The 19601-nt window shown below is 66.7% G+C and carries 17 protein-coding genes; 10 read left to right on the top strand and 7 right to left on the bottom strand.

Translation table 11 applies throughout. The features are described 5' to 3' along the window. Positions 1-77 precede the first annotated feature (77 nt). Positions 78-755, top strand: coding sequence for a glutamine amidotransferase-related protein (locus ACRYLT_RS10305; protein ID WP_482664008.1), 678 nt, complete (start codon positions 78-80; stop codon positions 753-755). Here ACRYLT_RS10305 and ACRYLT_RS10300 read toward each other — a convergent pair. Further along, positions 733-1371: a retropepsin-like aspartic protease gene (locus ACRYLT_RS10300; RefSeq protein WP_482664007.1), complete on the bottom strand. Its 639-nt coding sequence runs from the start codon at positions 1369-1371 to the stop codon at positions 733-735. The two genes, ACRYLT_RS10305 and ACRYLT_RS10300, sit on opposite strands and share 23 nt — an antisense overlap. A gap of 85 nt (positions 1372-1456) precedes the next feature. On the opposite strand from ACRYLT_RS10300, the gene ACRYLT_RS10295 reads away from it, so the two are divergent. The 4 genes from ACRYLT_RS10295 (at position 1457) to fghA (ending at position 4952) form a co-directional block, all read left to right on the top strand. Beyond that, positions 1457-2569: an S-(hydroxymethyl)glutathione dehydrogenase/class III alcohol dehydrogenase gene (locus tag ACRYLT_RS10295; RefSeq protein ID WP_482664006.1), complete on the top strand. Its 1113-nt coding sequence runs from the start codon at positions 1457-1459 to the stop codon at positions 2567-2569. 181 nt (positions 2570-2750) lie between these two features. Continuing rightward, positions 2751-3014 (top strand): hypothetical protein, encoded by a 264-nt coding sequence (locus ACRYLT_RS10290; RefSeq protein ID WP_482664005.1) that lies wholly within the window; start codon positions 2751-2753, stop codon positions 3012-3014. Beyond that, positions 3011-3997, top strand: coding sequence for a sensor domain-containing diguanylate cyclase (locus tag ACRYLT_RS10285; protein ID WP_482664004.1), 987 nt, complete (start codon positions 3011-3013; stop codon positions 3995-3997). Before ACRYLT_RS10290 ends, ACRYLT_RS10285 begins: the two co-directional genes overlap by 4 nt. A gap of 103 nt (positions 3998-4100) precedes the next feature. Continuing rightward, entirely contained in the window at positions 4101-4952 is an 852-nt protein-coding gene (gene fghA / locus ACRYLT_RS10280) for an S-formylglutathione hydrolase (RefSeq protein ID WP_482664003.1), read from the top strand. Positions 4953-5415: 463 nt separating this feature from the next. On the opposite strand, the gene ACRYLT_RS10275 is transcribed toward fghA, so the two are convergent. Then, entirely contained in the window at positions 5416-6006 is a 591-nt protein-coding gene (locus tag ACRYLT_RS10275) for a TetR/AcrR family transcriptional regulator (RefSeq protein ID WP_482664002.1), read from the bottom strand. 185 nt (positions 6007-6191) lie between these two features. Here ACRYLT_RS10275 and ACRYLT_RS10270 point away from each other — a divergent pair, with 185 nt between their 5' ends. Genes ACRYLT_RS10270 through ACRYLT_RS10260 form a run of 3 tightly spaced genes read left to right on the top strand, consistent with a single transcriptional unit; the run spans position 6192 to position 12024 of the window. After that, positions 6192-7382, top strand: coding sequence for an efflux RND transporter periplasmic adaptor subunit (locus ACRYLT_RS10270; protein ID WP_482664001.1), 1191 nt, complete (start codon positions 6192-6194; stop codon positions 7380-7382). Positions 7383-7399: 17 nt separating this feature from the next. Next, positions 7400-10609: an efflux RND transporter permease subunit gene (locus ACRYLT_RS10265; RefSeq protein WP_482664000.1), complete on the top strand. Its 3210-nt coding sequence runs from the start codon at positions 7400-7402 to the stop codon at positions 10607-10609. After that, positions 10606-12024: an efflux transporter outer membrane subunit gene (locus tag ACRYLT_RS10260; protein ID WP_482663999.1), complete on the top strand. Its 1419-nt coding sequence runs from the start codon at positions 10606-10608 to the stop codon at positions 12022-12024. The genes ACRYLT_RS10265 and ACRYLT_RS10260 overlap by 4 nt, the downstream gene beginning before the upstream one ends. A gap of 7 nt (positions 12025-12031) precedes the next feature. Here the strand turns inward: ACRYLT_RS10260 and ACRYLT_RS10255 are convergent, their stop codons facing one another. The 5 genes from ACRYLT_RS10255 to ACRYLT_RS10235 form a co-directional block, all read right to left on the bottom strand. After that, positions 12032-13054, bottom strand: a complete 1023-nt coding sequence (locus tag ACRYLT_RS10255; protein ID WP_482663998.1) for an ABC transporter ATP-binding protein — start codon at positions 13052-13054, stop codon at positions 12032-12034. A 126-nt stretch (positions 13055-13180) separates the two neighbouring features. Further along, complete coding sequence (locus ACRYLT_RS10250) at positions 13181-14788, bottom strand: ABC transporter permease (RefSeq protein WP_482663997.1); 1608 nt, start codon at positions 14786-14788, stop codon at positions 13181-13183. Next, positions 14779-15846 (bottom strand): extracellular solute-binding protein, encoded by a 1068-nt coding sequence (locus ACRYLT_RS10245; protein WP_482663996.1) that lies wholly within the window; start codon positions 15844-15846, stop codon positions 14779-14781. Before ACRYLT_RS10245 ends, ACRYLT_RS10250 begins: the two co-directional genes overlap by 10 nt. Before the next feature lie 126 nt (positions 15847-15972). Then, entirely contained in the window at positions 15973-16812 is an 840-nt protein-coding gene (locus tag ACRYLT_RS10240) for a CmcJ/NvfI family oxidoreductase (protein ID WP_482663995.1), read from the bottom strand. Positions 16813-16987: 175 nt separating this feature from the next. Then, positions 16988-17884, bottom strand: a complete 897-nt coding sequence (locus ACRYLT_RS10235; RefSeq protein ID WP_482663994.1) for an AraC family transcriptional regulator — start codon at positions 17882-17884, stop codon at positions 16988-16990. A gap of 155 nt (positions 17885-18039) precedes the next feature. Here ACRYLT_RS10235 and ACRYLT_RS10230 point away from each other — a divergent pair, with 155 nt between their 5' ends. Continuing rightward, complete coding sequence (locus tag ACRYLT_RS10230; protein WP_482663993.1) at positions 18040-18768, top strand: SDR family oxidoreductase; 729 nt, start codon at positions 18040-18042, stop codon at positions 18766-18768. Positions 18769-18813: 45 nt separating this feature from the next. Then, positions 18814-19557 (top strand): SDR family oxidoreductase, encoded by a 744-nt coding sequence (locus ACRYLT_RS10225; RefSeq protein WP_482663992.1) that lies wholly within the window; start codon positions 18814-18816, stop codon positions 19555-19557. Positions 19558-19601 lie beyond the last annotated feature (44 nt).

The following is a 19601-nucleotide window of genomic DNA, read 5'->3' as shown; positions in this document are numbered from 1 at the left end:
GCGACGGCAGGTCGAGGACAGGATAGTCAGCACGATGCCACTGTGGTGAGGCGCAGGAGCGTGAGAAAGGACCGAGGATGCGGCTTGCGATACTTGAAACCGGAACCCCTCCCGAAGAGCTCATCCCGCGCTTCGGTCGTTACCCCGACATGTTCCGGCGCCTTCTCGGCATCGAGGCGGAGAGTTACGACGTGGCTTCAGGCCTGCTTCCGGCCGATGCTGCCAGTCATGACGCCTATCTGATCACCGGCTCGCCGGCCGGCGTTTACGAGCCCCTCCCCTGGATCGACGACCTTTCCGAATTCCTCCGCTCCGCCAGGGGCAAGGCCCGGCTGGTCGGCATCTGCTTCGGCCACCAGATCATGGCTCAGGCGTTCGGCGGGCGGGTGGAAAAGTCGAACAAGGGATGGGGTGTCGGTCTGCACAGCTATCCGGTCGTCGAGCGGCGAGCCTGGATGGACGGGGCCGCTCTCGTTTCGGTGCCCGCCTCCCACCAGGACCAGGTCGTCGTCCAGCCGCCGGAAACGGACGTGCTCGCTTCCTCCGTCTTCACCCCCTATGCGGCGCTGGCCTGGCGCGACCAGCCGGCAATCTCGTTCCAGTTCCATCCCGAGTTCGAGCCGGACTATGCGAAAGCCCTGATCGAAAGCCGCCGGTCGAGACTTCCCGATCCGGACTCCGCGCTCGCCTCGCTCGACCGCCCCAACGACACTGTTCGGGTCGGGCAGTGGATCAGGGGGTTCCTGACTCGTTAGCGGCGCCGGCCTCCGCCTGCCGGCGGCATTGCTCCGCCGGAACCGGCGCGGGGTCATGATCCTCTTCCATCAGGTAAAGGATGGGCTCGCTCATATCGATGACGGCGCGGTGCTCGTTGAGCACGTCCTGGCCGATCAGCCCATGAACATCGCCGCCGGCCAGCGGCCCCAGCATTGCCGAGATCTGCCCAAGATTCGCAACGACGATGCGCTGCTGCCGGATCGCGACCGGCCCAAGGGTCAGGCTTTCGATCGACACCTGCCGAGCCGCTCCGGCGCCGCCGACCAGGACCGCGCCGCCCCGGGCGACCCCCTGTTCGGCCAGGCCGAACGCCGCCGCATGATCGTCGTCGATGACGCTGACATTGGCACCGGTGTCGACCACGAACAGAGCCGGCCGACCGTTCAGGCGGCCTTCGATCAGATGGTGACCGGTGGTTGCCGTCTGGCGAAGCGGCAGGGCCTTGAAACCGAGCAGGCACAAAGCGTGATCCACCGTTCCCGCTTCTTCCGGCCGATAGTCCGGAGCGGTCGGAGTCGAAGCCTCGCAGGCCGATGCGGCAAGCAGCAGAAGGGCGAGAAAGGCATGTCTGATGAAAGGATTGGCCTGAATCATATGACGCCAATGCGGTGTTCGTCGGCGGGTTCCCTGGACCGGTCGAGCCGCTATATGTCGCGCCCTGTCAAGGGAGTCGCCATCAATGAAGACCCGCGCCGCCGTCGCGTTCGAAGCCAAGAAACCGCTCGAGATCGTCGAGCTCGACCTTGAAGGGCCAAAGGCCGGCGAAGTGCTCGTCGAAATCATGGCAACCGGGATCTGCCATACCGACGCCTATACGCTGGACGGCCTCGACTCGGAGGGAATCTTTCCCTCCGTTCTCGGCCACGAAGGGGCCGGAGTGGTTCGTGAGGTCGGCGCCGGAGTGACGTCGGTGAAGCCCGGCGACCATGTGATCCCGCTCTACACCCCCGAATGCCGGCAGTGCAAAAGCTGCCTTTCGGGGAAGACCAATTTGTGCACCGCGATCCGAGCGACCCAGGGCAAGGGCCTGATGCCCGACGGCACCAGCCGGTTCAGCTACAAAGGCCGGACCGTCTTCCATTACATGGGCTGCTCGACCTTCTCCAATTTCACCGTCCTTCCGGAAATTGCGGTTGCGAAGATCCGCGAGGACGCCCCCTTCGAGACGAGCTGCTATATCGGCTGCGGAGTGACGACCGGGGTTGGCGCGGTGGTGAACACCGCCAAGGTCGAGCCCGGCGCCAATATCGTCGTGTTCGGGCTGGGCGGGATCGGCCTCAACGTCATTCAGGGCGCGAAACTGGTCGGCGCGGACCGGATTGTCGGTATCGACATCAATCCCGACCGGGAGGCGTGGGGCCGCAAATTCGGAATGACGCACTTCATCGACGCCCGCAACAAGGACCGGGCACAGATCGTCGCCGATGTCGCCGCAATCACCGATGGTGGCGCCGACTACAGCTTCGACTGCACCGGCAATACCGAAGTGATGCGGACCGCGCTCGAATGCTGCCATCGCGGCTGGGGCGAAAGCATCATCATCGGCGTCGCCGAGGCCGGCAAGGAAATCTCCACCCGTCCCTTCCAGCTCGTCACCGGCCGGGTCTGGAAGGGAACGGCCTTCGGCGGCGCTCGGGGCCGCACCGACGTTCCCCGGATCGTCGACTGGTACATGGACGGCAAGATCGCCATCGACCCGATGATCACCCACGTGCTGAGTCTGGAGGAGATCAACAAGGGTTTCGACCTGATGCACGCCGGCGAGAGCATCCGGTCGGTGGTCGTCTACTGAAGGCGAGCGTCTGACGGGTGGCAGCAAGTCTCGGGGGTGGCCAGACATCCTCTCGATCCGACGGCAGGTCACGCCCTGCCGGAATGATCTTCCTTGCCGGCGGTAAAAATACCGTCGACTGACTAACACCGGCTCAACTCGCTTTCACCTACGCTCCGGGGACTACGGATTGGAGCTGCCTGTGTCCCCACCGATCGCCGCGCTGCCGCAGGCTCCCCATCCCAGTCCCGATCGCCCCACTCTGATCTATCTTGGCGTGGAGGTGCCTTTGCCGCTCGCGGACGTCGTGCGAAGGCATCACGAACATCTTTGCGAGATCGCCTGGACACTCCGGTCTGCCGGGCTCGGCGATCGTCAGATCGAACAGAACCTCGCCGGGCTCGTGGATCACTATCGCCGCGAGCTGAGCGCCGCCTCCGAGAAACTCGAGGAACCGCCCCAATGAGCAACGCCAAATTGATGGACGAGGCCGGCCGCCTCGCCGCACTGGATCGTTATTGCGTGCTCGACTCCGAGCCGGAAGACGCGTTCGACAAGATCACGTCCATCGTGCAGGACTTGCTCGGAGCTCCGATCTGCGCCGTTTCGCTCGTCGACCGGGACCGACAATGGTTCAAGTCGATCCAGGGCGTTCCGGACCGGGAAACGCCGCGCAAGGTCGCTTTTTGCGCGCACACCATCCTGAGCCCTGAAGCCCTGATCGTTCCGGACGCAACCGCCGATGAGCGATTCGCTTCGAGCAGCCTCGTCACCGGTCCTCCCTTCATCCGAAGCTATGCCGGCGTTCCGCTGACGACACCCGACGGCTACAATGTCGGCGCACTTTGCGTGAAGGATACACGACCACGGACATTCTCGCCCGAGCAGGTCGCCATATTGTGGAGCTTCGCCGAGCTCGTCGTGAACGAACTGGAACTGCGCACCCGCACCCATAGGGACAGCCTCACCGGCGCCCATAGTCGACGCTCCTTTTTCGATGAGCTCGACAAGGCGCTTGTGAAGTTCGACAGGCCCGACGAACCCTCGTCGCTGATCCTGTTCGACCTTGATCATTTCAGGACGGTCAACGACGCACTTGGTCACTCAGCCGGAGACCGGATCCTCGCGGAAGTCGCGGGATGCTGTCGACAGTTCCTTCGACCAGCCGATCTTCTCGGCCGCCTCGGCGGCGAGACGTTCGGGATCCTGCTGGCCCGGACGAACCTTGCCGAGGCAACCGCCTTCGCCGAGCGGATCCGGACCTTCCTGATTATCCGAACGGGGGAACTGACGGTCACCGCCAGCTTCGGGATCGCGGAAGCGACGCCGTTGACGGGAAGCTCGGAACAGTGGGTTGCGGAGGCTGAATCTGCCCTTGCCTCGGCCAAGCGGACCGGCCGGAACCGCTGCGTGGCCCTCTCGCCAGGGCCCTGCGCCTCGGCGGCCTGACCTCGCCGCCGCGACCGCCGCTCATCGTTGCCGCCACTGTTGCCCGGGTCGGGCCCACGCTACAGGCCCGCTTCGACGATGACGTCATCAGACGGAGCGGAAGATGAACCTGGAAACGATCTCGGTAGTTCGGAGCCATGGCGGCACTCAGCATGTCGTGAAGCATCCGAGCCGCACGACCGGCACGGACATGACCTTTTCGGTCTTCATTCCGCCTCAGGCCGAAAATGGCGCCAGGCTTCCGGTCGTCTGGTATCTTTCGGGCCTGACCTGCACCCACGCCAACGTCACCGAGAAAGGCGAATATCGGCGTGCCTGCGCCGAGCTCGGGCTGATCTTCGTGGCTCCGGACACGTCCCCGCGCGGCGCCGACGTTCCCGACGACGAGGCTTATGATTTCGGCCAGGGCGCCGGCTTCTACGTCGATTCGACGCAGGCGCCCTATGACCGCCACTATCACATGTATTCCTATGTGACCGAAGAGCTTCCGGCGGTGGTCGATTCGGCCTTCCCGATCGACCTCCAGCGCCAGGCGATTACCGGCCATTCGATGGGCGGACATGGCGCGCTCACCATCGCGCTCAGGAATCCCGGCCGCTACCGGAGCGTTTCCGCCTTTGCGCCGATCGTGGCTCCAAGCCAGGTTCCGTGGGGCGAAAAGGCGCTTTCCCGCTATCTCGGCCCGGACCGCTCGACCTGGCGGCACCACGATTCGGTTACTCTGATCGAAGACGGCGCGCGAGTTCCCGAGATCCTCGTCGACCAGGGCGAAGCCGACAATTTCCTCAAGGAGCAGCTCCGGCCGGAGCTTCTGGAACGCGCCTGCGGCGAGGCCGGGATCGACCTCATCCTGCGCCTCCAACCCGGCTACGACCACAGCTATTATTTCATTTCGACCTTCATGGCCGACCATCTGCAATGGCACGCCGAACGGTTGAGGCGTTCGGACGCCTGAACCGCGCCGGCTCCGGGCTCACGGATCGATCGGCGCTTCCGCTCCTCCGTTCAGGTGGCTCGGATTCCTGGGACGAACCGGCGCTGGATCGGGACGAGGACGAGGTCCGCTTGGACGTCCACGGCGGCTCCGTTCGCTCTTTCGCGAATCCCTGGCGGCCGGTTCCGAAGGCTGGAACCGCACCGCCCGCGAAGCCGCGCGGTTGCTTTCGTCAGCCATTCGGGCGGCGGCCAGTTCCGCCTCGAGCTCGAGCCTCGCTCGGGAACGCTCCCGTTCAAGATCCAATCGGGCACGCCTGCGATCGGCTTCGCGCTCGAGTCTCGCTCGAGAGTGGTTCGATTCTTCAATCCGGCTTCGCGATCGATCCATGTCGAGCCCTTTCTGATCGGCCGTTCGAAGGCCGCAAACCGCCTCGCCAGCTCAACGTCGGGTTGCAGCCGGCGAGGCCGGGAGAAGCGCCGCGCTAAGGCAGTTCCTCTTTTTCCAGCGCCGCCTCGAACATTCGCTCGAGCTTCCGGCGGAAGATCGTCGGATCGCACCCGCGCACCGGACCGACGTCCATGATCGAGTGCTGGATGGTCGTCCCCATCAGCAAGGCCATGCACAAGGTCGTGCGCATTTCCGCATCCTCGCCGCCGAGCAGCTTCGCAAAAGGTTCGAGCACGTCCTCGCGCATCGCTTCGCGGACGATCTCGATCGCCCGGGGAGACGAGGCGGAGCGAAGGATGATCAGCAGGCGCTCGATATGCTCGCCGCCATCATTGCAGTCCCGGTCCAGGATGATCCCCGCGAGGAAGGCAGGCAGCTGTTCGGCGGTGAGATCGGGCTCGAGCTTCTTCTTGCCGCTTCGAAGCACTTCCTTGAACAGCGCATCCTTGCTTCCGAAATAGCGATTGACCAGCGACACGTCGACACCGACGTCGGCCGCGATCTCGCGCAACCCGACATTGTCATAGCTTTCCTCGAGGAATCGACGCCGGGCGGCCACCAGCATCGCCTGCCGGGTTGCGGCCGCGTTGCGGACGCGCGGCGTGCTGCAGACGGGGCATTTCACGTGAAGGGCTGTAACAATTTTTCCTTATAAGTCAACAAGAGGTGACTTTTCTGTCTACGGGCGTTGACTTCCTCCGTGCGCGGGCATAATTCCGCCGCCGCAAAGTTGGATTCAGGTGCGGGATCGATCCGGGGCAGTCGATTAAAGTAACGCCACCGCCGAGCCGGCCATTCGGAAAATAGAATATGCGCAAATACTTAGTTGCCGCGGCCGCCGCGCTGCCCTTCCTTCTTTCCGCTTGTTCGGGCCCCGCCGAATCGCAAGCGGCGCCCCCTGCGCCGCAAGTGACGGTTGCCAACCCGCTGGCCCAGGATGTCGTGGATTGGGACGAATATGTCGGCCGCTTCGAGGCGATCGAAAGCGTCGAGGTGAAGCCGCGCGTTTCCGGCTATCTCGTCGGGTCGCACTTCCGTGATGGCGAGTTCGTCCGCCGCGGCCAGCTCCTTTTCACGATCGATGCCCGTCCGGCCCAGGCGCAGCTCGACCAGGCGCGTGCCCAGCTCGCCCGCGCCGAGGCTCAGCTCGTCAATGCCCGGACCGAGCTTGAACGCTCGCGTATCCTTGCGGCCCAGCAGGCGGCGAGCATCGAAGAGCTCGAGCAGCGCCAGGCTTCGCTTCGCTCCGCCCAGGCGGAAGTGGCGGCGGCCCGAGCCGCGGTGAGGGCGCGGCAGCTCGATGTCGGATTCACCCGAGTGGTCGCCCCGATTTCCGGGCGGATCTCGGAGCGCCGGGTCGATCCCGGCAATTCGGTGAGCGCCGATCAGACGGTGCTGACGACGATCGTTTCGACCAACCCGCTTCACTTCACCTTCGAAGGCTCCGAGGCGCTGCTTCTGCGCTACCAGCGCCAGAGCGGCAGCCGACTCGGCGCACCGGTCCGGATCCGACTTCAGGACGAAGCGCAATATGCCCATGGCGGCCGGCTCGAATTCATCGACAATGTCTTGAGCACCGCTTCCGGGACGATCCGGGCCCGGGCGGTGGTGGCCAATGCCGACGGTTTCCTGAAGCCGGGAATGATGGGCCATCTGCGCCTTGCCGCCTCGCCGCCCTACCGCGCCCTGCTCGTTCCCGACACGGCGATCGTCACCGACGCTGCCCGACGCGTCGTCTATATCGTCGATCGGCAGGGCAAGGTCGCCATGCGTCCCGTCCAGCTCGGGCCGCTCACCGGCAACCTCCGGGTGATTCGAAGCGGCCTCACGCCCCAGGACCGGGTGGTGATCGGCGGAATTCAGCGGGCCATGCCGGGACAGCCGGTGCAGGTGCGAATGGCACGGATCGCTCCGGCGACGACGACCGAGCCCGATGCACCCACTCCGCAACCGGTCCCGGCTTCGGTGGCGACCCCGGTCTCCCAGACCGCCAGCCGCTGAAAGGCCGGACCATGAGAATGAACTTTTCGAGCTTCTTCATCGACCGGCCGATCTTCGCATCGGTAATCGCGCTCTTCATCACCCTGATCGGCGCCTTCGCCTATCCGGTGCTTCCGCTCGCCCAATATCCGGAGATCGCTCCGCCGTCGGTGGCAATCACCGCCGCCTTCCCGGGAGCCTCGGCCGAGACGATGGCCGAAACGATCGCTGCGCCGATCGAGCAGGAAGTGAACGGCGTCGAAGGCATGCTCTACATGCGCTCGAATTCGAGCCAGGGCCTGACGCAGATCACGGTCACCTTCCAGCCCGGAACCGACATCGATACGGCCCAGGTGCTGGTCCAGAACCGGGTCGCTTTGGCCGAACCGCGCCTTCCCGAGCAGGTCCGCCAGATCGGCGTTACCGTGAACAAGCAGGCGTCCGACTTCCTGATGGTCGCGGCGCTGAGATCGACGGACCCGGCGCTGGATATCGACTATGTCGGCAACTACGCCAATTCGCGCCTGCGCGACCGGCTGCTCCGGCTTCCGGGCGTGGGTGCGGTCCAGGTGTTCGGCGGCGGCAATTATTCGATGCGCGTCTGGATCGATCCCGACCGGGCGGCGGCTCGCGGCCTGACCGCCGACGAGGTGGTGACGGCGCTCCGCGGCCAGAACGTCCAGGTTGCGGGCGGCTCGCTCGGCCAGGCGCCGTTCCGGGGCGACGGAACGGCTTTCGAGCTTCCCGTGCAGGTCCAGGGACGGCTGACCGACCCGGCCGAATTCGCCAATGTCGTGCTCAAGACCGACACTGCGACCGGAGCGATCACCCGGCTTCGCGACGTCGCCCGGGTCCAGCTCGGAAGCCAGGACTACAGCATCCGCGGAACCGCCAACGATCGTCCGGCGGTGTTCGTGGCGATCCAGCAGCTCCCCGGCTCCAACGCGCTCGACACCGCCGACGGAGTCCTTGCCGACCTCGAAGCGGCGTCGCGCGAATTCCCGCCGGGGATGGAATATCTGATCCCCTACAATCCGACGGAATATGTCGAATCCTCGGTCGAGGAAGTGCAGCGCACCCTGATTGAGGCGGTCGTTCTCGTCGTCCTCGTCATCATGGTCTTCCTTCAGACCTGGCGGGCGGCGATCATCCCGATCATCGCCATTCCGGTCTCGCTGATCGGCACGTTCGCGGTCCAGCTCGCGCTCGGCTTCACGATCAACTCCCTATCGCTGTTCGCTTTGGTCCTTGCCGTCGGAATCGTCGTCGACGACGCGATCGTCGTCGTCGAAGCGGTGGAAAAGCATATTCGCGAGGGTCTTTCCCCGCGCGATGCCGCGCACCGGACGATGCAGGAGATTTCGGGCGCCTTGATCGCGATCGGGCTGGTGCTGGTCGCCGTGTTCGTTCCGGCCGCGATGATTTCCGGAATCCCGGGGATCTTCTACCGCCAGTTCGCCGTGACCATCGCGGCGGCGGCGGTGATTTCGACGCTCGTCTCGCTGACCCTTTCGCCGGCGCTCGCCGCCTTGCTGCTGAAGCCGCATCGCGAACATGAGCCGGGCGACGGCAGCCGCTGGCTCGCCCCGCTTCGCAAGGCCGGCGACAGGTTCAACCGCGGCTTCGACTGGCTCTCCGACCGCTATGGCTGGATGACCTCCAAGCTGGTCCATCGCTCGGCGATCATGCTGGTCATCTATGGCGGACTTCTCGGACTCACCGCCTGGCGGCTCAACGCCACCCCGACCGGCTTCATCCCCGACCAGGACCAGGGCTTCCTGATCGGCGTGATCCAGCTCCCGCCCGGCGCCTCGCTCGACCGGACCGACGCCGCCGTCAGCCGGATCCGCGAGATCGTGTCGCAAAATCCGATGGTGCTCGACACCGGCAGCTTCGCCGGTCTCGACGGCTCGACCTTCAGCCCTGCCTCCAATTCCGGAATCATGTTCATCCGCCTCGCGCCGCACGAGGAACGGCGCGGCGAAGGCCAGTCGGCCGCCGAGCTCGCCGGCCAGCTCACCGGGGCGATCGCCGGCGCCGAGGAAGGCGCCCAGGTCTTCTTCCTGTCGCCGCCGCCCGTTCCGGGCCTCGGCAATGGCAGCGGCTTCGCAATGATGGTCCAGGATCGATCGGGCGCCGGCTACGAGGCGCTCCAGGGGGCGACCTTCGCGATGATGGGCGCGGCTCAGAACAATCCGAGCGTCGCCCAGGTCTTCTCGCTGTTCAACACCGGCTCGCCGAGGATCGAGGCCGAAGTCGACCGCGACCGGGCGCAGATGCTCGGAGTCCAGCCGACCCAGGTCTACCAGGCGCTCGGAACCTATCTCGGCTCGACCTACGTCAATGACTTCAACTTCCTGGGGAGGACCTTCCGGGTCACCGCTCAGGCGGAAGCGGGCGCTCGCGACGATCTGGCCGATATTGGCCGGCTGCAGGTGCGATCCTCGACCGGGGAGATGGTTCCGCTCTCGGCGGTCGCCAGCTTCAGCTATGGCAGCGGTCCGGTCCAGGTGACCCGCTACAACAATTATCCCGCCGCCGAGCTTCAGGGGCAGACTCCGCCCGGAGTGGCTTCCGGTCAGTCGCTCCGGACGATGGAGGAGATTGCCGGACAGGCGCTTGCGCCCGGCTTCACCTTCGAATGGACCGGCCTCGCCTTCCAGCAGCAGCAGGCGGGCAACACGGCGCCGCTCGTCTTTGCCGTGGCGGTGCTGTGCGTGTTCATGGTGCTCGCCGCGCAATATGAGTCGCTGACCCTGCCGCTCGCCGTCATCCTGATCGTTCCGATGTGCGTGCTTGCGGCAATGCTGGGAATCAACGCCCGCGGCCTGGACAACAATATCCTGACCCAGATCGGGCTGATCGTGCTGATCGCACTCGCCGCCAAGAATGCGATCCTGATCGTCGAGTTCGCGCGCCAGGCGGAGGAGGAGCAGGGGATGGACCGGTTCGCGGCCGCGGTCCACGCCGCCCGATCGCGCCTCCGGCCGATCCTGATGACCAGCTTCGCCTTCATCTTCGGAGTCATCCCGCTGGCGATCGCCGTCGGTCCGGGCGCCGAGATGCGCCAGGCCATGGGCACGGCCGTGGTGTTCGGGATGTTCGGGGTGACCCTGTTCGGACTCGTCTTCACGCCCGTCTTCTATGTCGTCTGCCGAACCCTCGACCGCTGGCTCCCGAAGCCGCCGCCGAAGGGCGGAAGCCATTATCCGACCTCCTACGAGCCCCAGCCGGAGGCTGCCGAATGAAGCGCCTTCTCGCCGCCGGCTGCGCGGCACTCACCCTTGCCGCCTGCACCACGGTCGGCCCGGACCATGGATCCCCCGCGCCCAATGCGCCGGCCCAGTCGCCCTTCCTCGGTGCACGCTCGCCGGCCTTCACCGGCGACGAGCCGCCGGGGCGCTGGTGGAGCCTGTTCGGCGACCCGCTGCTCGATCGCCTGGTGGAGGAGGCGCTGGCCGCCAATACCGACCTTCGGGTGGCTGCCGCCAATCTAGCCAGGGCCCGAGCCGCGCTTCGCGAGACCCGGACGGGACGGCTTCCGTCCACCAATCTGTCCGGAAGCGCGACCTACGGCCAGGAACCGGGCGGCGACGCCGGCGAACTCTATGATGCCGGCTTCGATGTCAGCTACCAGCTCGATCTATTCGGCGGGATTCGCCGGGCGATCGAGGCCAGCCGGGCCGACCTTGGCGCCGTCCAGGCGGCCTTCGACCTCACCCGGATCAGCGTCGCCGCGGAAACGGCGCGGGCTTATGCCGATGCCTGCAGCGCCGGCCGCCAGCTCGCCGTCGCGCGGGAGACGGTGGAGCTTCAGGAACAGACGTTCGATCTTACCCGGCGCCTGTTCGAAGGGGGCCGGGCGACGGCGCTCGAGACCAGCCAGGCCGGTGCCCAGCTTGAACAGATCCGGGCAAGTCTTCCCTCGCTCGAGGCGCAGCGCCAGACGGCCTTGTACCGCCTGTCGGTTCTGACCGGCCGGCCTCCGGCGGACTTTCCACCCGAGGTTGCCGATTGCGAGCAGCCGCCAGCGCTCGCCCGGCCGGTTCCGGTCGGCGACGGCGCTTCGCTTCTGGCCCGCCGCCCCGACATTCGCGAGGCGGAGCGCCAGCTTGCCGCGGCAACGGCCCGGGTCGGTGTCGCGACGGCCGATCTTTATCCGCGGGTTTCGCTCGGCGGTTTGATCGGAACCACCGCCACCTCGATCGGCGGCCTCGGCTCGGGCGATTCCCTGCGCTTCAGCCTTGGGCCGCTCATTTCCTGGAGCTTTCCCAATCTGGCGGTGGCGCGATCGCGTGTGGCGCAGGCCGAAGCCTCGGCCGAAGCGGCACTCGCTGGCTTCGAGGGAACCTGGCTTCGGGCGCTGCAGGAAACGGAAAGCGCCCTCACCCGCTACGCGCGCGAACTCGACCGCCTCCAGTCCCTTCGCCGAGCGCGCGCGCAGAGCGCAGAGGCGGCTCGGATCGCCCGGCTGCGCTATCAGGCCGGCCGCGAACCGTTCCAGATCGTCCTCGACGCGGAACGCTCGCTCGCCCAGATCGACGCCGCTTTGGCCCAGTCCGAAGCCCAGCGTTCGGACTATCTCGTGTCGTTGTTCCTCGCTTTGGGGGGAGGCTGGCAGGAGCCGACGCCGGGCGCCATCGGACAGCAAGTCTCCGACTGACCGGAGATCAGTGCCGGAAGACGGCGGCGCGCTCGGGATCGATCGATACGGTCAGGGTTTCGCCTTCCGGCGGCCGGTCGACCAGGTTCATCCGAACTTCGACACCGGCCATGTCGAGAGTGACTTCCCAGAAGGCGCCGCCGAAGCGGACGCCCGTGATCCGAGCGACGATTCCCGATTCTGACGGACGAAGCCCCTCCGGGCGAACCATGGCGACGGCCTCGCCGTCGGGCAGGTCCGGCGCTGCCAGTTCGCCCGCCGCCGTTGCCGCGACGCCGGCGGTAAGGGTTGCCGGCAGGAGGTTGACCGCGCCGAGCAGCCGGGCCGCATGGACCGAGCGCGGCCTCAGATAGCATTCGCTTGGCGTTCCCTGCTGAAGGATTCGGCCGCCGCTCATCAGGGCGAGCCGATCGGCCATCAGCATCGCTTCCTCCGGATCATGGGTGACGATCAGGACGGCGGCGCCGGCGGCTCGAAGTCCGGAAAGGACGGCATGGCGAACTTCCGCCTTGAGGTCACCGTCCAGTCCCGAAAAGGGCTCGTCGAGCAGGATGGCGGCCGGATCGCGGGCGAGCGCCCGGGCGATCGCGACGCGCTGCTGCTCGCCACCGGAAAGCGTCTGCGGCCAGGCCTCGGCCCGGCCGCCGAGCTTGAACTGATCGAGCAGATGAAGCGCCCGCTCCCGCCTGGCCTTGGCGGGCAGGTGCCGCAATCCGAATGCGACATTCTCCGCGGCGGTCAGATGCGGAAACAGTGCGAAGTCCTGGAAGACGAGGCCGATTCCGCGATGTTCCGGCGGAACGTTCACGCCCCTGCCGGCGAGCAGGCGCCCGGCCGCCTCGATCTCGCCGGAATCCGGCGCCTCGAGGCCGGCGATCAGCCGAAGCAGGGTGCTCTTGCCGCACCCCGAAGGCCCGAGCAGGCAGGTGATCCGGCCGGCCATGAGCTGGAGGCTGGCCTCGGCGACGGCGCTTTCGTCGCCGTAGCGCTTGCTGACCGAACGTATATCGAGGACCGGCGAGTGCGACACGCCGGTGGGTCTAGTGCCTGACCCGGGCGGGTGGAAGGGCTGGGACCGGGCAAGGCGCGAAGCAGTCCGTTCGGGGTGCGTGCCGCGCAAAACCGTCACGACCGCCAGATCCGGCAAGGCCCGGCTTCAGGCACCCGGACGGGAGCCGGCGATCTTCCGGCTGAGCCAGATGGTCGGTCCGAGCGCGAGAAGGATGATCGCGAGCGAGGGCCAGCCGGCCTGCCCAAGCCGCTCGTCCAGCGCGTAATTGTTCGCGATCACCGCCAGAGTGTCATAGTCGAACGGCCGGAGGATCAGGGTCGCCGGAAGCTCCTTCAATATGTCGATGAAGACGATCAGTCCGGCGGTGAGGAAGGCGCCGCGCGCCAACGGCAGCTGAACGCTCACAGCGACTCCGCTTTCCGACCGGCCGAGGTTGCGGCCGGCCTGAAGCATGGACGGAGTCACCCGGGAAAGGCCGGCGTCGATCGGTTCCAGCGCCGCCGCCATCAGCCGCGCGGCATAAGCATAAAGGAGAAGCGCGATCCCCAGCACATATCCGCCGGCGCCCCCGATCGCCTGCCAAAGGAAAGCGGCTGGGACGAGGAGACCGATCGCCATTGCTGCGCCGGGAGTCGCATAGCCGAAGCTGGCCAGGCGCGAAGCCAACGGAAGCCGCGCCCCGCCGATCGCCAGGGCACCGGCAAGGAAGGTGGTGAGCACAGCGCCGCCGACCGCAAGGCTCAGGCTGTTCCTGGCCGCCTCAACCAGCCGGACGGTCTCCGGAGCGTGGGCCAAGGCGTTCCAGAAGAGCCAGGCCAGAGGAAGGCCGAGGCCCGCCGTCAGCAGAAGCGCGCAGAAGGCGAAGGCCGCTGCCGCCCTGAAGCCGCTGAGTTCCCGGACCGGAAGAGCGCGCCAGGCCGAGCGCTGATTGTAATGGCCCTGGCCTGATCGGCTTCGGCGTTCGATCCACAACAGGAAGGCGGCTGCGGCGAGCAGCGGCAAGGCGAAGCGCGCCGCCCCCGCCGTCGATCCGAACACGGACCAGGCGCGGACGACGCCGGTGGTGAGCGTCTGGACACTCAGAAATTGGACGGCGCCATAATCGGCCAGGGTCTCCATCACCGCCAGCGCCACTCCGGCGGCGAGCGCCGGCCTGGCGAGCGGAAGCGATGCGCGAAGGAAGGCCGAGCGTTCCGAGCAGCCCAGAAGGCGCGCCGCCTCGATCGCGCTCGCCGATTGGTTCGTCAGAGCCGCGCGCATGGCGAGATAGACATAGGGGTAGAAAGCGAAGGACAGGACGAAAGCGGCGCCCGCGACGGTGCGCATCTCGAACGGCCAATCGATGCCGATCGTCGAGCGAAGCCAGATCCGGAACGGGCCGGCAACGTCGAACAGGTCGGCATAGGCATAAGCGAGCGCGAAGCCGGGCGCGGCTAGCGGAAGCGCCAGCGCCCAGCTGAAGAAGGCGCGGCCGGGAAAGCGAAACATGACCACCAGCCAGGCCGCGGCCGAGCCCAGGACGGCAACCGCCACTCCGACGAGGCAGGCGAGCCAGGCGGAGGTCGCCCCGTAGCGGAGGACGTCGCTCGCCGGGATGGCGGCCCCCGGACCGGAGAGGGCCGTGAACACGATCCCGGCGAGCGGAAGAACGGCCACCAGTCCGGCGGCGAGCGCCAGCCACTGAAGCGCGCCTGGCGCCTTCAAGCGCCGGTTCGGCGGGACGAGCGTTCGCGCTGTCTCGATCAGCGCCACCCCACCCGGCTCATCAGCGCCTGGGCTTGCGGCTGCCGGGCGGCAAAGGCCGAAACCGGCATCGGATGGGCCTGGAAGTCGGCATAAGCGTTGACCGGCGGCGGCGCCGGGACGTTCGGGCTGGCCGGGAATTCGTTGTTGTTGCTGGAAATGTGCTGCTGGACTTCGGGCGAGGCGAAGAATTCCAGGAGCCGGATCGCGTTGGCCCGGTTGGGCGCCCGGGCGGCCACTCCGCCGCCGGAAATGTTCACATGCGCGCCCTGGCCGTTGAGGCTCGGAAAGGCGAGTTTCACCTGCTCGGTCACCTGCCGGTCGGCCGGCTCGCCATTGGCCATCCGGATGTAATAATAGCTGTTGGTGATGGCGATATCGCAGACCCCGGCGGCGACGGCGCGGATCTGGTCGCGATCGCCGCCTTCGGGCGGACGCGCCATGTTGGCGACGATTCCGCGGGCCCACTCCTCCGCGCGCTGCTCGCCCCAGGCTTCGATCAGGGCGCCGACGAGCGAGAGATTGTAGATATTGTCGGACGAACGGACGCAAAGGCGGCCGCGGAAGCGCGGCGAGGCCAGTTCCTCATAGGTGTCGACTTCTTCGGGCCGGACCCGGCCGGAATGATAGGCGACGACTCGGGCGCGCCGCGAAAAGCCGTACCAGTTGCCGCCGGGCTCGCGCAGATTGCCGGGAACCCGCTCGTCGAGCACCGCCGACTGGACCGGCTGGAACAGTCCCGCCTGCTGGGCCCGCCAGAGGGCGCCGGCATCGGCGGTGATGAACAGGTCGGCCGGGCTGTTCTCGCCCTCGCTGCGCATGCGCGCGATCAGCTGGTCCGCATTGCCCTCGATCCGGTTGATCCGGATTCCCGTTTCCCGGGTGAAGCGCTCGTAGAGCGGAAGATCGCTGTCATAATGCCGGGCGGTGTAGAGATTGACGACGCCAGCCTCGGCGGCGGCCGAGTTGTTGCCTTCAGGAGCCTCCCCGGAGGAGCCGCATCCCGCCAGAAGTGCGGCGGCAACGACAGCAAAGATCGAGACCTTGTTCGAAAGCTTGTTCTTCATCCTTCACCCCTTTTCTGACCCGCCGCTAGCGCTATTGCGAACCGTTCGCAAGAGCGCTCTTCCTCGAGTCAGGAAAAGAGGTCCAGGGAAGAAGGCGCAGGCGAGGAGAATTCAGCGCCTCCCCGGCTAAGCGGCGTAGATCACCAGGGCTCGAGTCTCGATGCTCTCCCGCTCGGGCGCGTCAGGGGGGCTGGAGGGATCATCGAAGGCGGTGTGGGGCGACAGCCTTGCCCGCGTGGAATCCGAATCGTAGCCCTTGATGAGGATCGCCTCGTCGGGCCTGAGGCGCGGGAAATAGTACCAAAGCTGGGCGGGATTGTGGCTCAGCGAAAAGGATTCGCCCGTTCGGTCCCGATAGAGAAGATCGGTGGCGACGAGATCGTCCCGGCCAAGCGTCCGAGCGTCGCAGAGGGCCAGTGGCGACTTCTCGACGGGTCGAGCGATCGGCCGCCAAAGATTGACGATCGCGAAGCGTCGGGCAAGCAGCGAGCCGGCGTCCAGTCCGCGCGCTTCCAGCTCGCGGCGCGCTCGTTCCGGCCCCGACCGGAAGGTGAAGTCGTTATGGGCGTTGGCGACCGGCGGCCGGATGCCCTTCTCCCCGCTCGCCGCGCGCCCGGCGTTGCGGATATTGTGGTCGAAGTTGACCACGAGCTCCGCCCCGGTCGTCGCGGCAAGCAGCCGCTCGACCTCGGCATAATAATCCGTTCGGATCGCGTCGCTGTCGCCGAACTCGGTGAAGGCGCTGGGCGCATCGATCAACGCAAAACCCTGCACGTCCAGCGAAAGCTCGGCAGCCAGAGGGCGGGCATTGCGGATCGTGACGACATGAGCGTCATAGGTGCCGTTCCGCTTTGGAATGCCCGGCGGCGGATCGTACTGGTAGGAAGCCGGCCGAGCGTTCATCGGCCTCAGGAATGTCAGCGGCGCATCCACGGCGGCGGCGGCGATCCGGCTCTGAGCGGTCATGGCAAGGCTCCCTTTCCGGCGCTGCACATGCCGCGCCATTCCTGCCATCAAGATGGGCTTGCCCTTTGCGCTCGACCAATCAAATCACGGCGCGCAAGCATAAGCGGAGCCAATGGTCGGCGGCGGCGCCGCCAGTCGTCGCCGCGACCCGACTGGCAAGACGTGACCGTCCTGTTCAGGCCACAAGCGCCAGCTCGGGCGAGGAGCGAAGACGGGCGATGTCGCGCGCCGGCGGCTCGCCGAAATGCCGACGATATTCGCGGCTGAACTGGGAGGGGCTTTCATAGCCGACCTCGAAGGCCGCGCTCGCCGCATCCATTCCGCCGGTCAGCATCAGGTGGCGGGCATCGGCGAGCCGAAGCTGCTTCTGGAACTGGAGCGGGCTCATCGCCGTGACCGAACGGAAATGCTCGTGGAGGCTGGACGGGCTCATCCCGACCGCCTCGGCAAGCTCGCCGATGCTGAACCGTTCGCGGAAGTGCCGGCGGATCCAGGCCACCGCCCGGCCCACCTGGGCGACCCTTCCCTGGCCGGAAGCGATCTGGCGCATGGTCGGGCCGTGCGGGCCCGTCAGCAGCCGATAGAGCAATTCCTGTTCGGCGAGCGGCGCGAGCACCGGAAGCGCGGCGGGATCGTCCAGCAATCGGAGGAGCCGGAGCGAGGCTTCCAGAAGGCCAGATCCGGCATCGGCGAGGGATAGGCCGAGCGGCGGCGCCTCCTCCGGTGGCGGTGGCACCCGCAACGCCAGCTCGCTCAGGGCGACGAGGTCGAATTCCAGAGCCATGCACAGATAGGGTCGCTCGGCGCTGGCCTCGATCACCCGGCCGACCACGGGCAGATCGACGCTGACGATCACGTAGCGCGCCGGATCGTAGGTGAAGAGACGGTCGCCGAGCACGACCTGCTTTCGCCCCTGGGCGACGAGGCAGAGCATCGGTCGGTAAATGTTGGGCATCGGCATCGTCGGCGTGGAGGATCGAACAAGCGACATTCGCTCCAGGAGCGTCGAGTGGAAGCCGTCGCCCGGCGCATGGCGGGCGATCTGACCAGCGATGATTTCGAGCAATTCCATGAGTTTCCTGTCGCACGGCGCCTCAAGCGCGCGCAAGGCGAAAAGCCGCTCGCTCGTCGGATCGGGCAAGAATCGTGGAGCATCGGTCTAACGCTCCGCACCCGCCCTGAGCCATCCGGGCTGCACCCTTTCCACACCAAGGATGGAGCAGACCCATGACCGACCTTTCCAGCAAGACCGTCCTGATCACCGGCGCCTCGAGCGGGATCGGCGAAGCGACCGCGCGCGAGCTTGCGGCGGCCGGCGCCCGGCTGATGCTCGGCGCCCGCCGGACCGACCGGCTCGAGCGCCTCGCCGAGGAGCTTGGCGAGCAGGTTGCCTGGGCACCGCTCGACGTGACCGACCGCACCGGATTCGCCGACTTCGTCGCCGAAGCGAAGGCGCGCTTCGGCGGGATCGACGTGCTCGTCAACAATGCCGGGGTGATGCCGTTGTCGCCGCTCGCCTCGCTTCGAGTCGACGACTGGGACTGGATGATCGACGTCAATGTTCGCGGCGTCCTGAACGGCATCGCCGCTGCCCTTCCCCTTTTCCGCGAACAGGGCTCGGGCCATTTCGTCAACGTCGCTTCACTCGGCGCCCATTATGTGGTGCCGACCGGCGCCGTCTATTGCGCGACCAAGTTCGCGGTGTGGGCGATCACCGACGGTCTCCGTCAGGAGCATAAGGATCTTCGCGCCACCATCATCTCGCCGGGGGTCGTGGCATCCGAACTCGCCGACACGATCAGCGATCCCGGCACCCAGCAGATGATGGAAGCGTTTCGCGAGGCTGCGCTCGGCGCCGATGCGATCGGCCGCGCGATCCGCTTCGCGATCGAGCAGCCGACCGATGTCGACGTCAGCGAGATCATCGTCCGCCCGACTGCCAGCAACGTCATCTGACCCAGCGGACCGGCATCGTCGCAGCAGAAGATACAGGAGCAGAGCATGAAACTCACAGGAAACACGATCCTCCTCACTGGCGGCGGCTCCGGCATCGGGCGCGAGCTCGCCCGCCGCTTCCATGCGCTCGACAACGAAGTGATCGTCGCCGGCCGCCGGATGGAGGCGCTGGAGGAAACGATCGCCGGCCGTCAGGGCATGCACGCCGTCCCCGTCGACGTGGAGGATCCCGCCGCCCTGGAGGCCTTCGCCGCCCGGGTGACGGAGGCCCATCCTTCGCTCAACATCCTCGTCAACAATGCCGGCATCATGCGCCGCGAGGAGGCTGGCCGCAGCCGTGACCTCGCCGATGCGGAAGCGACGATCGTCACCAATCTTCTGGGTCCGATCCGGCTGATCGATGCCCTTGTCGATCACCTGGCAAGCCGGCCGGACTCGGCGATCGTCAACGTCACCTCGGGGCTCGCTTTCGTGCCGATGGCGGCGGCCCCGACCTATAGCGCGACCAAGGCGGCGCTCCATTCCTACACCGTTGCCCTGAGGGCGAAGCTCAAGGGCCGGACCGAGGTGATCGAGCTGGTGCCGCCGGGGGTCCAGACCGAGCTCACGCCCGGCCAATCGACGCGGGCCGGCTACATGCCCCTGGACGCCTTCATCGACGAAGCCATGGCCCTGTTCCAGCTCCAGCCGACGCCGCCGGAAATCCTGGTCGAGAACGTCAAACCGCTTCGCTGGGCCGAGCGCGAGGGTCGGTTCGATGCGATGGTGGAGATGCTCGCCGCGCGTTGACTGCCGCGACTGGGCTCCCGGGTCCGGCAGCCGAGCGGCCGGAC

The sequence above is a fragment of the Sphingosinicella sp. SM1-17 genome (assembly GCF_056821765.1).
This window is presented reverse-complemented; position numbering and strand designations above follow the sequence as displayed.

Coding starts and splice junctions, on each gene's coding strand:
- ACRYLT_RS10300 (WP_482664007.1), bottom strand. CDS start 1,371: ATGATTCAGGCCAATCCTTTCATCAGACATGCCTTTCTCGCCCTTCTG.
- ACRYLT_RS10295 (WP_482664006.1), top strand. CDS start 1,457: ATGAAGACCCGCGCCGCCGTCGCGTTCGAAGCCAAGAAACCGCTCGAG.
- ACRYLT_RS10260 (WP_482663999.1), top strand. CDS start 10,606: ATGAAGCGCCTTCTCGCCGCCGGCTGCGCGGCACTCACCCTTGCCGCC.
- fghA (WP_482664003.1), top strand. CDS start 4,101: ATGAACCTGGAAACGATCTCGGTAGTTCGGAGCCATGGCGGCACTCAG.
- ACRYLT_RS10285 (WP_482664004.1), top strand. CDS start 3,011: ATGAGCAACGCCAAATTGATGGACGAGGCCGGCCGCCTCGCCGCACTG.
- ACRYLT_RS10305 (WP_482664008.1), top strand. CDS start 78: ATGCGGCTTGCGATACTTGAAACCGGAACCCCTCCCGAAGAGCTCATC.
- ACRYLT_RS10265 (WP_482664000.1), top strand. CDS start 7,400: ATGAACTTTTCGAGCTTCTTCATCGACCGGCCGATCTTCGCATCGGTA.
- ACRYLT_RS10270 (WP_482664001.1), top strand. CDS start 6,192: ATGCGCAAATACTTAGTTGCCGCGGCCGCCGCGCTGCCCTTCCTTCTT.
- ACRYLT_RS10230 (WP_482663993.1), top strand. CDS start 18,040: ATGACCGACCTTTCCAGCAAGACCGTCCTGATCACCGGCGCCTCGAGC.
- ACRYLT_RS10240 (WP_482663995.1), bottom strand. CDS start 16,812: ATGACCGCTCAGAGCCGGATCGCCGCCGCCGCCGTGGATGCGCCGCTG.
- ACRYLT_RS10235 (WP_482663994.1), bottom strand. CDS start 17,884: ATGGAATTGCTCGAAATCATCGCTGGTCAGATCGCCCGCCATGCGCCG.
- ACRYLT_RS10245 (WP_482663996.1), bottom strand. CDS start 15,846: ATGAAGAACAAGCTTTCGAACAAGGTCTCGATCTTTGCTGTCGTTGCC.
- ACRYLT_RS10225 (WP_482663992.1), top strand. CDS start 18,814: ATGAAACTCACAGGAAACACGATCCTCCTCACTGGCGGCGGCTCCGGC.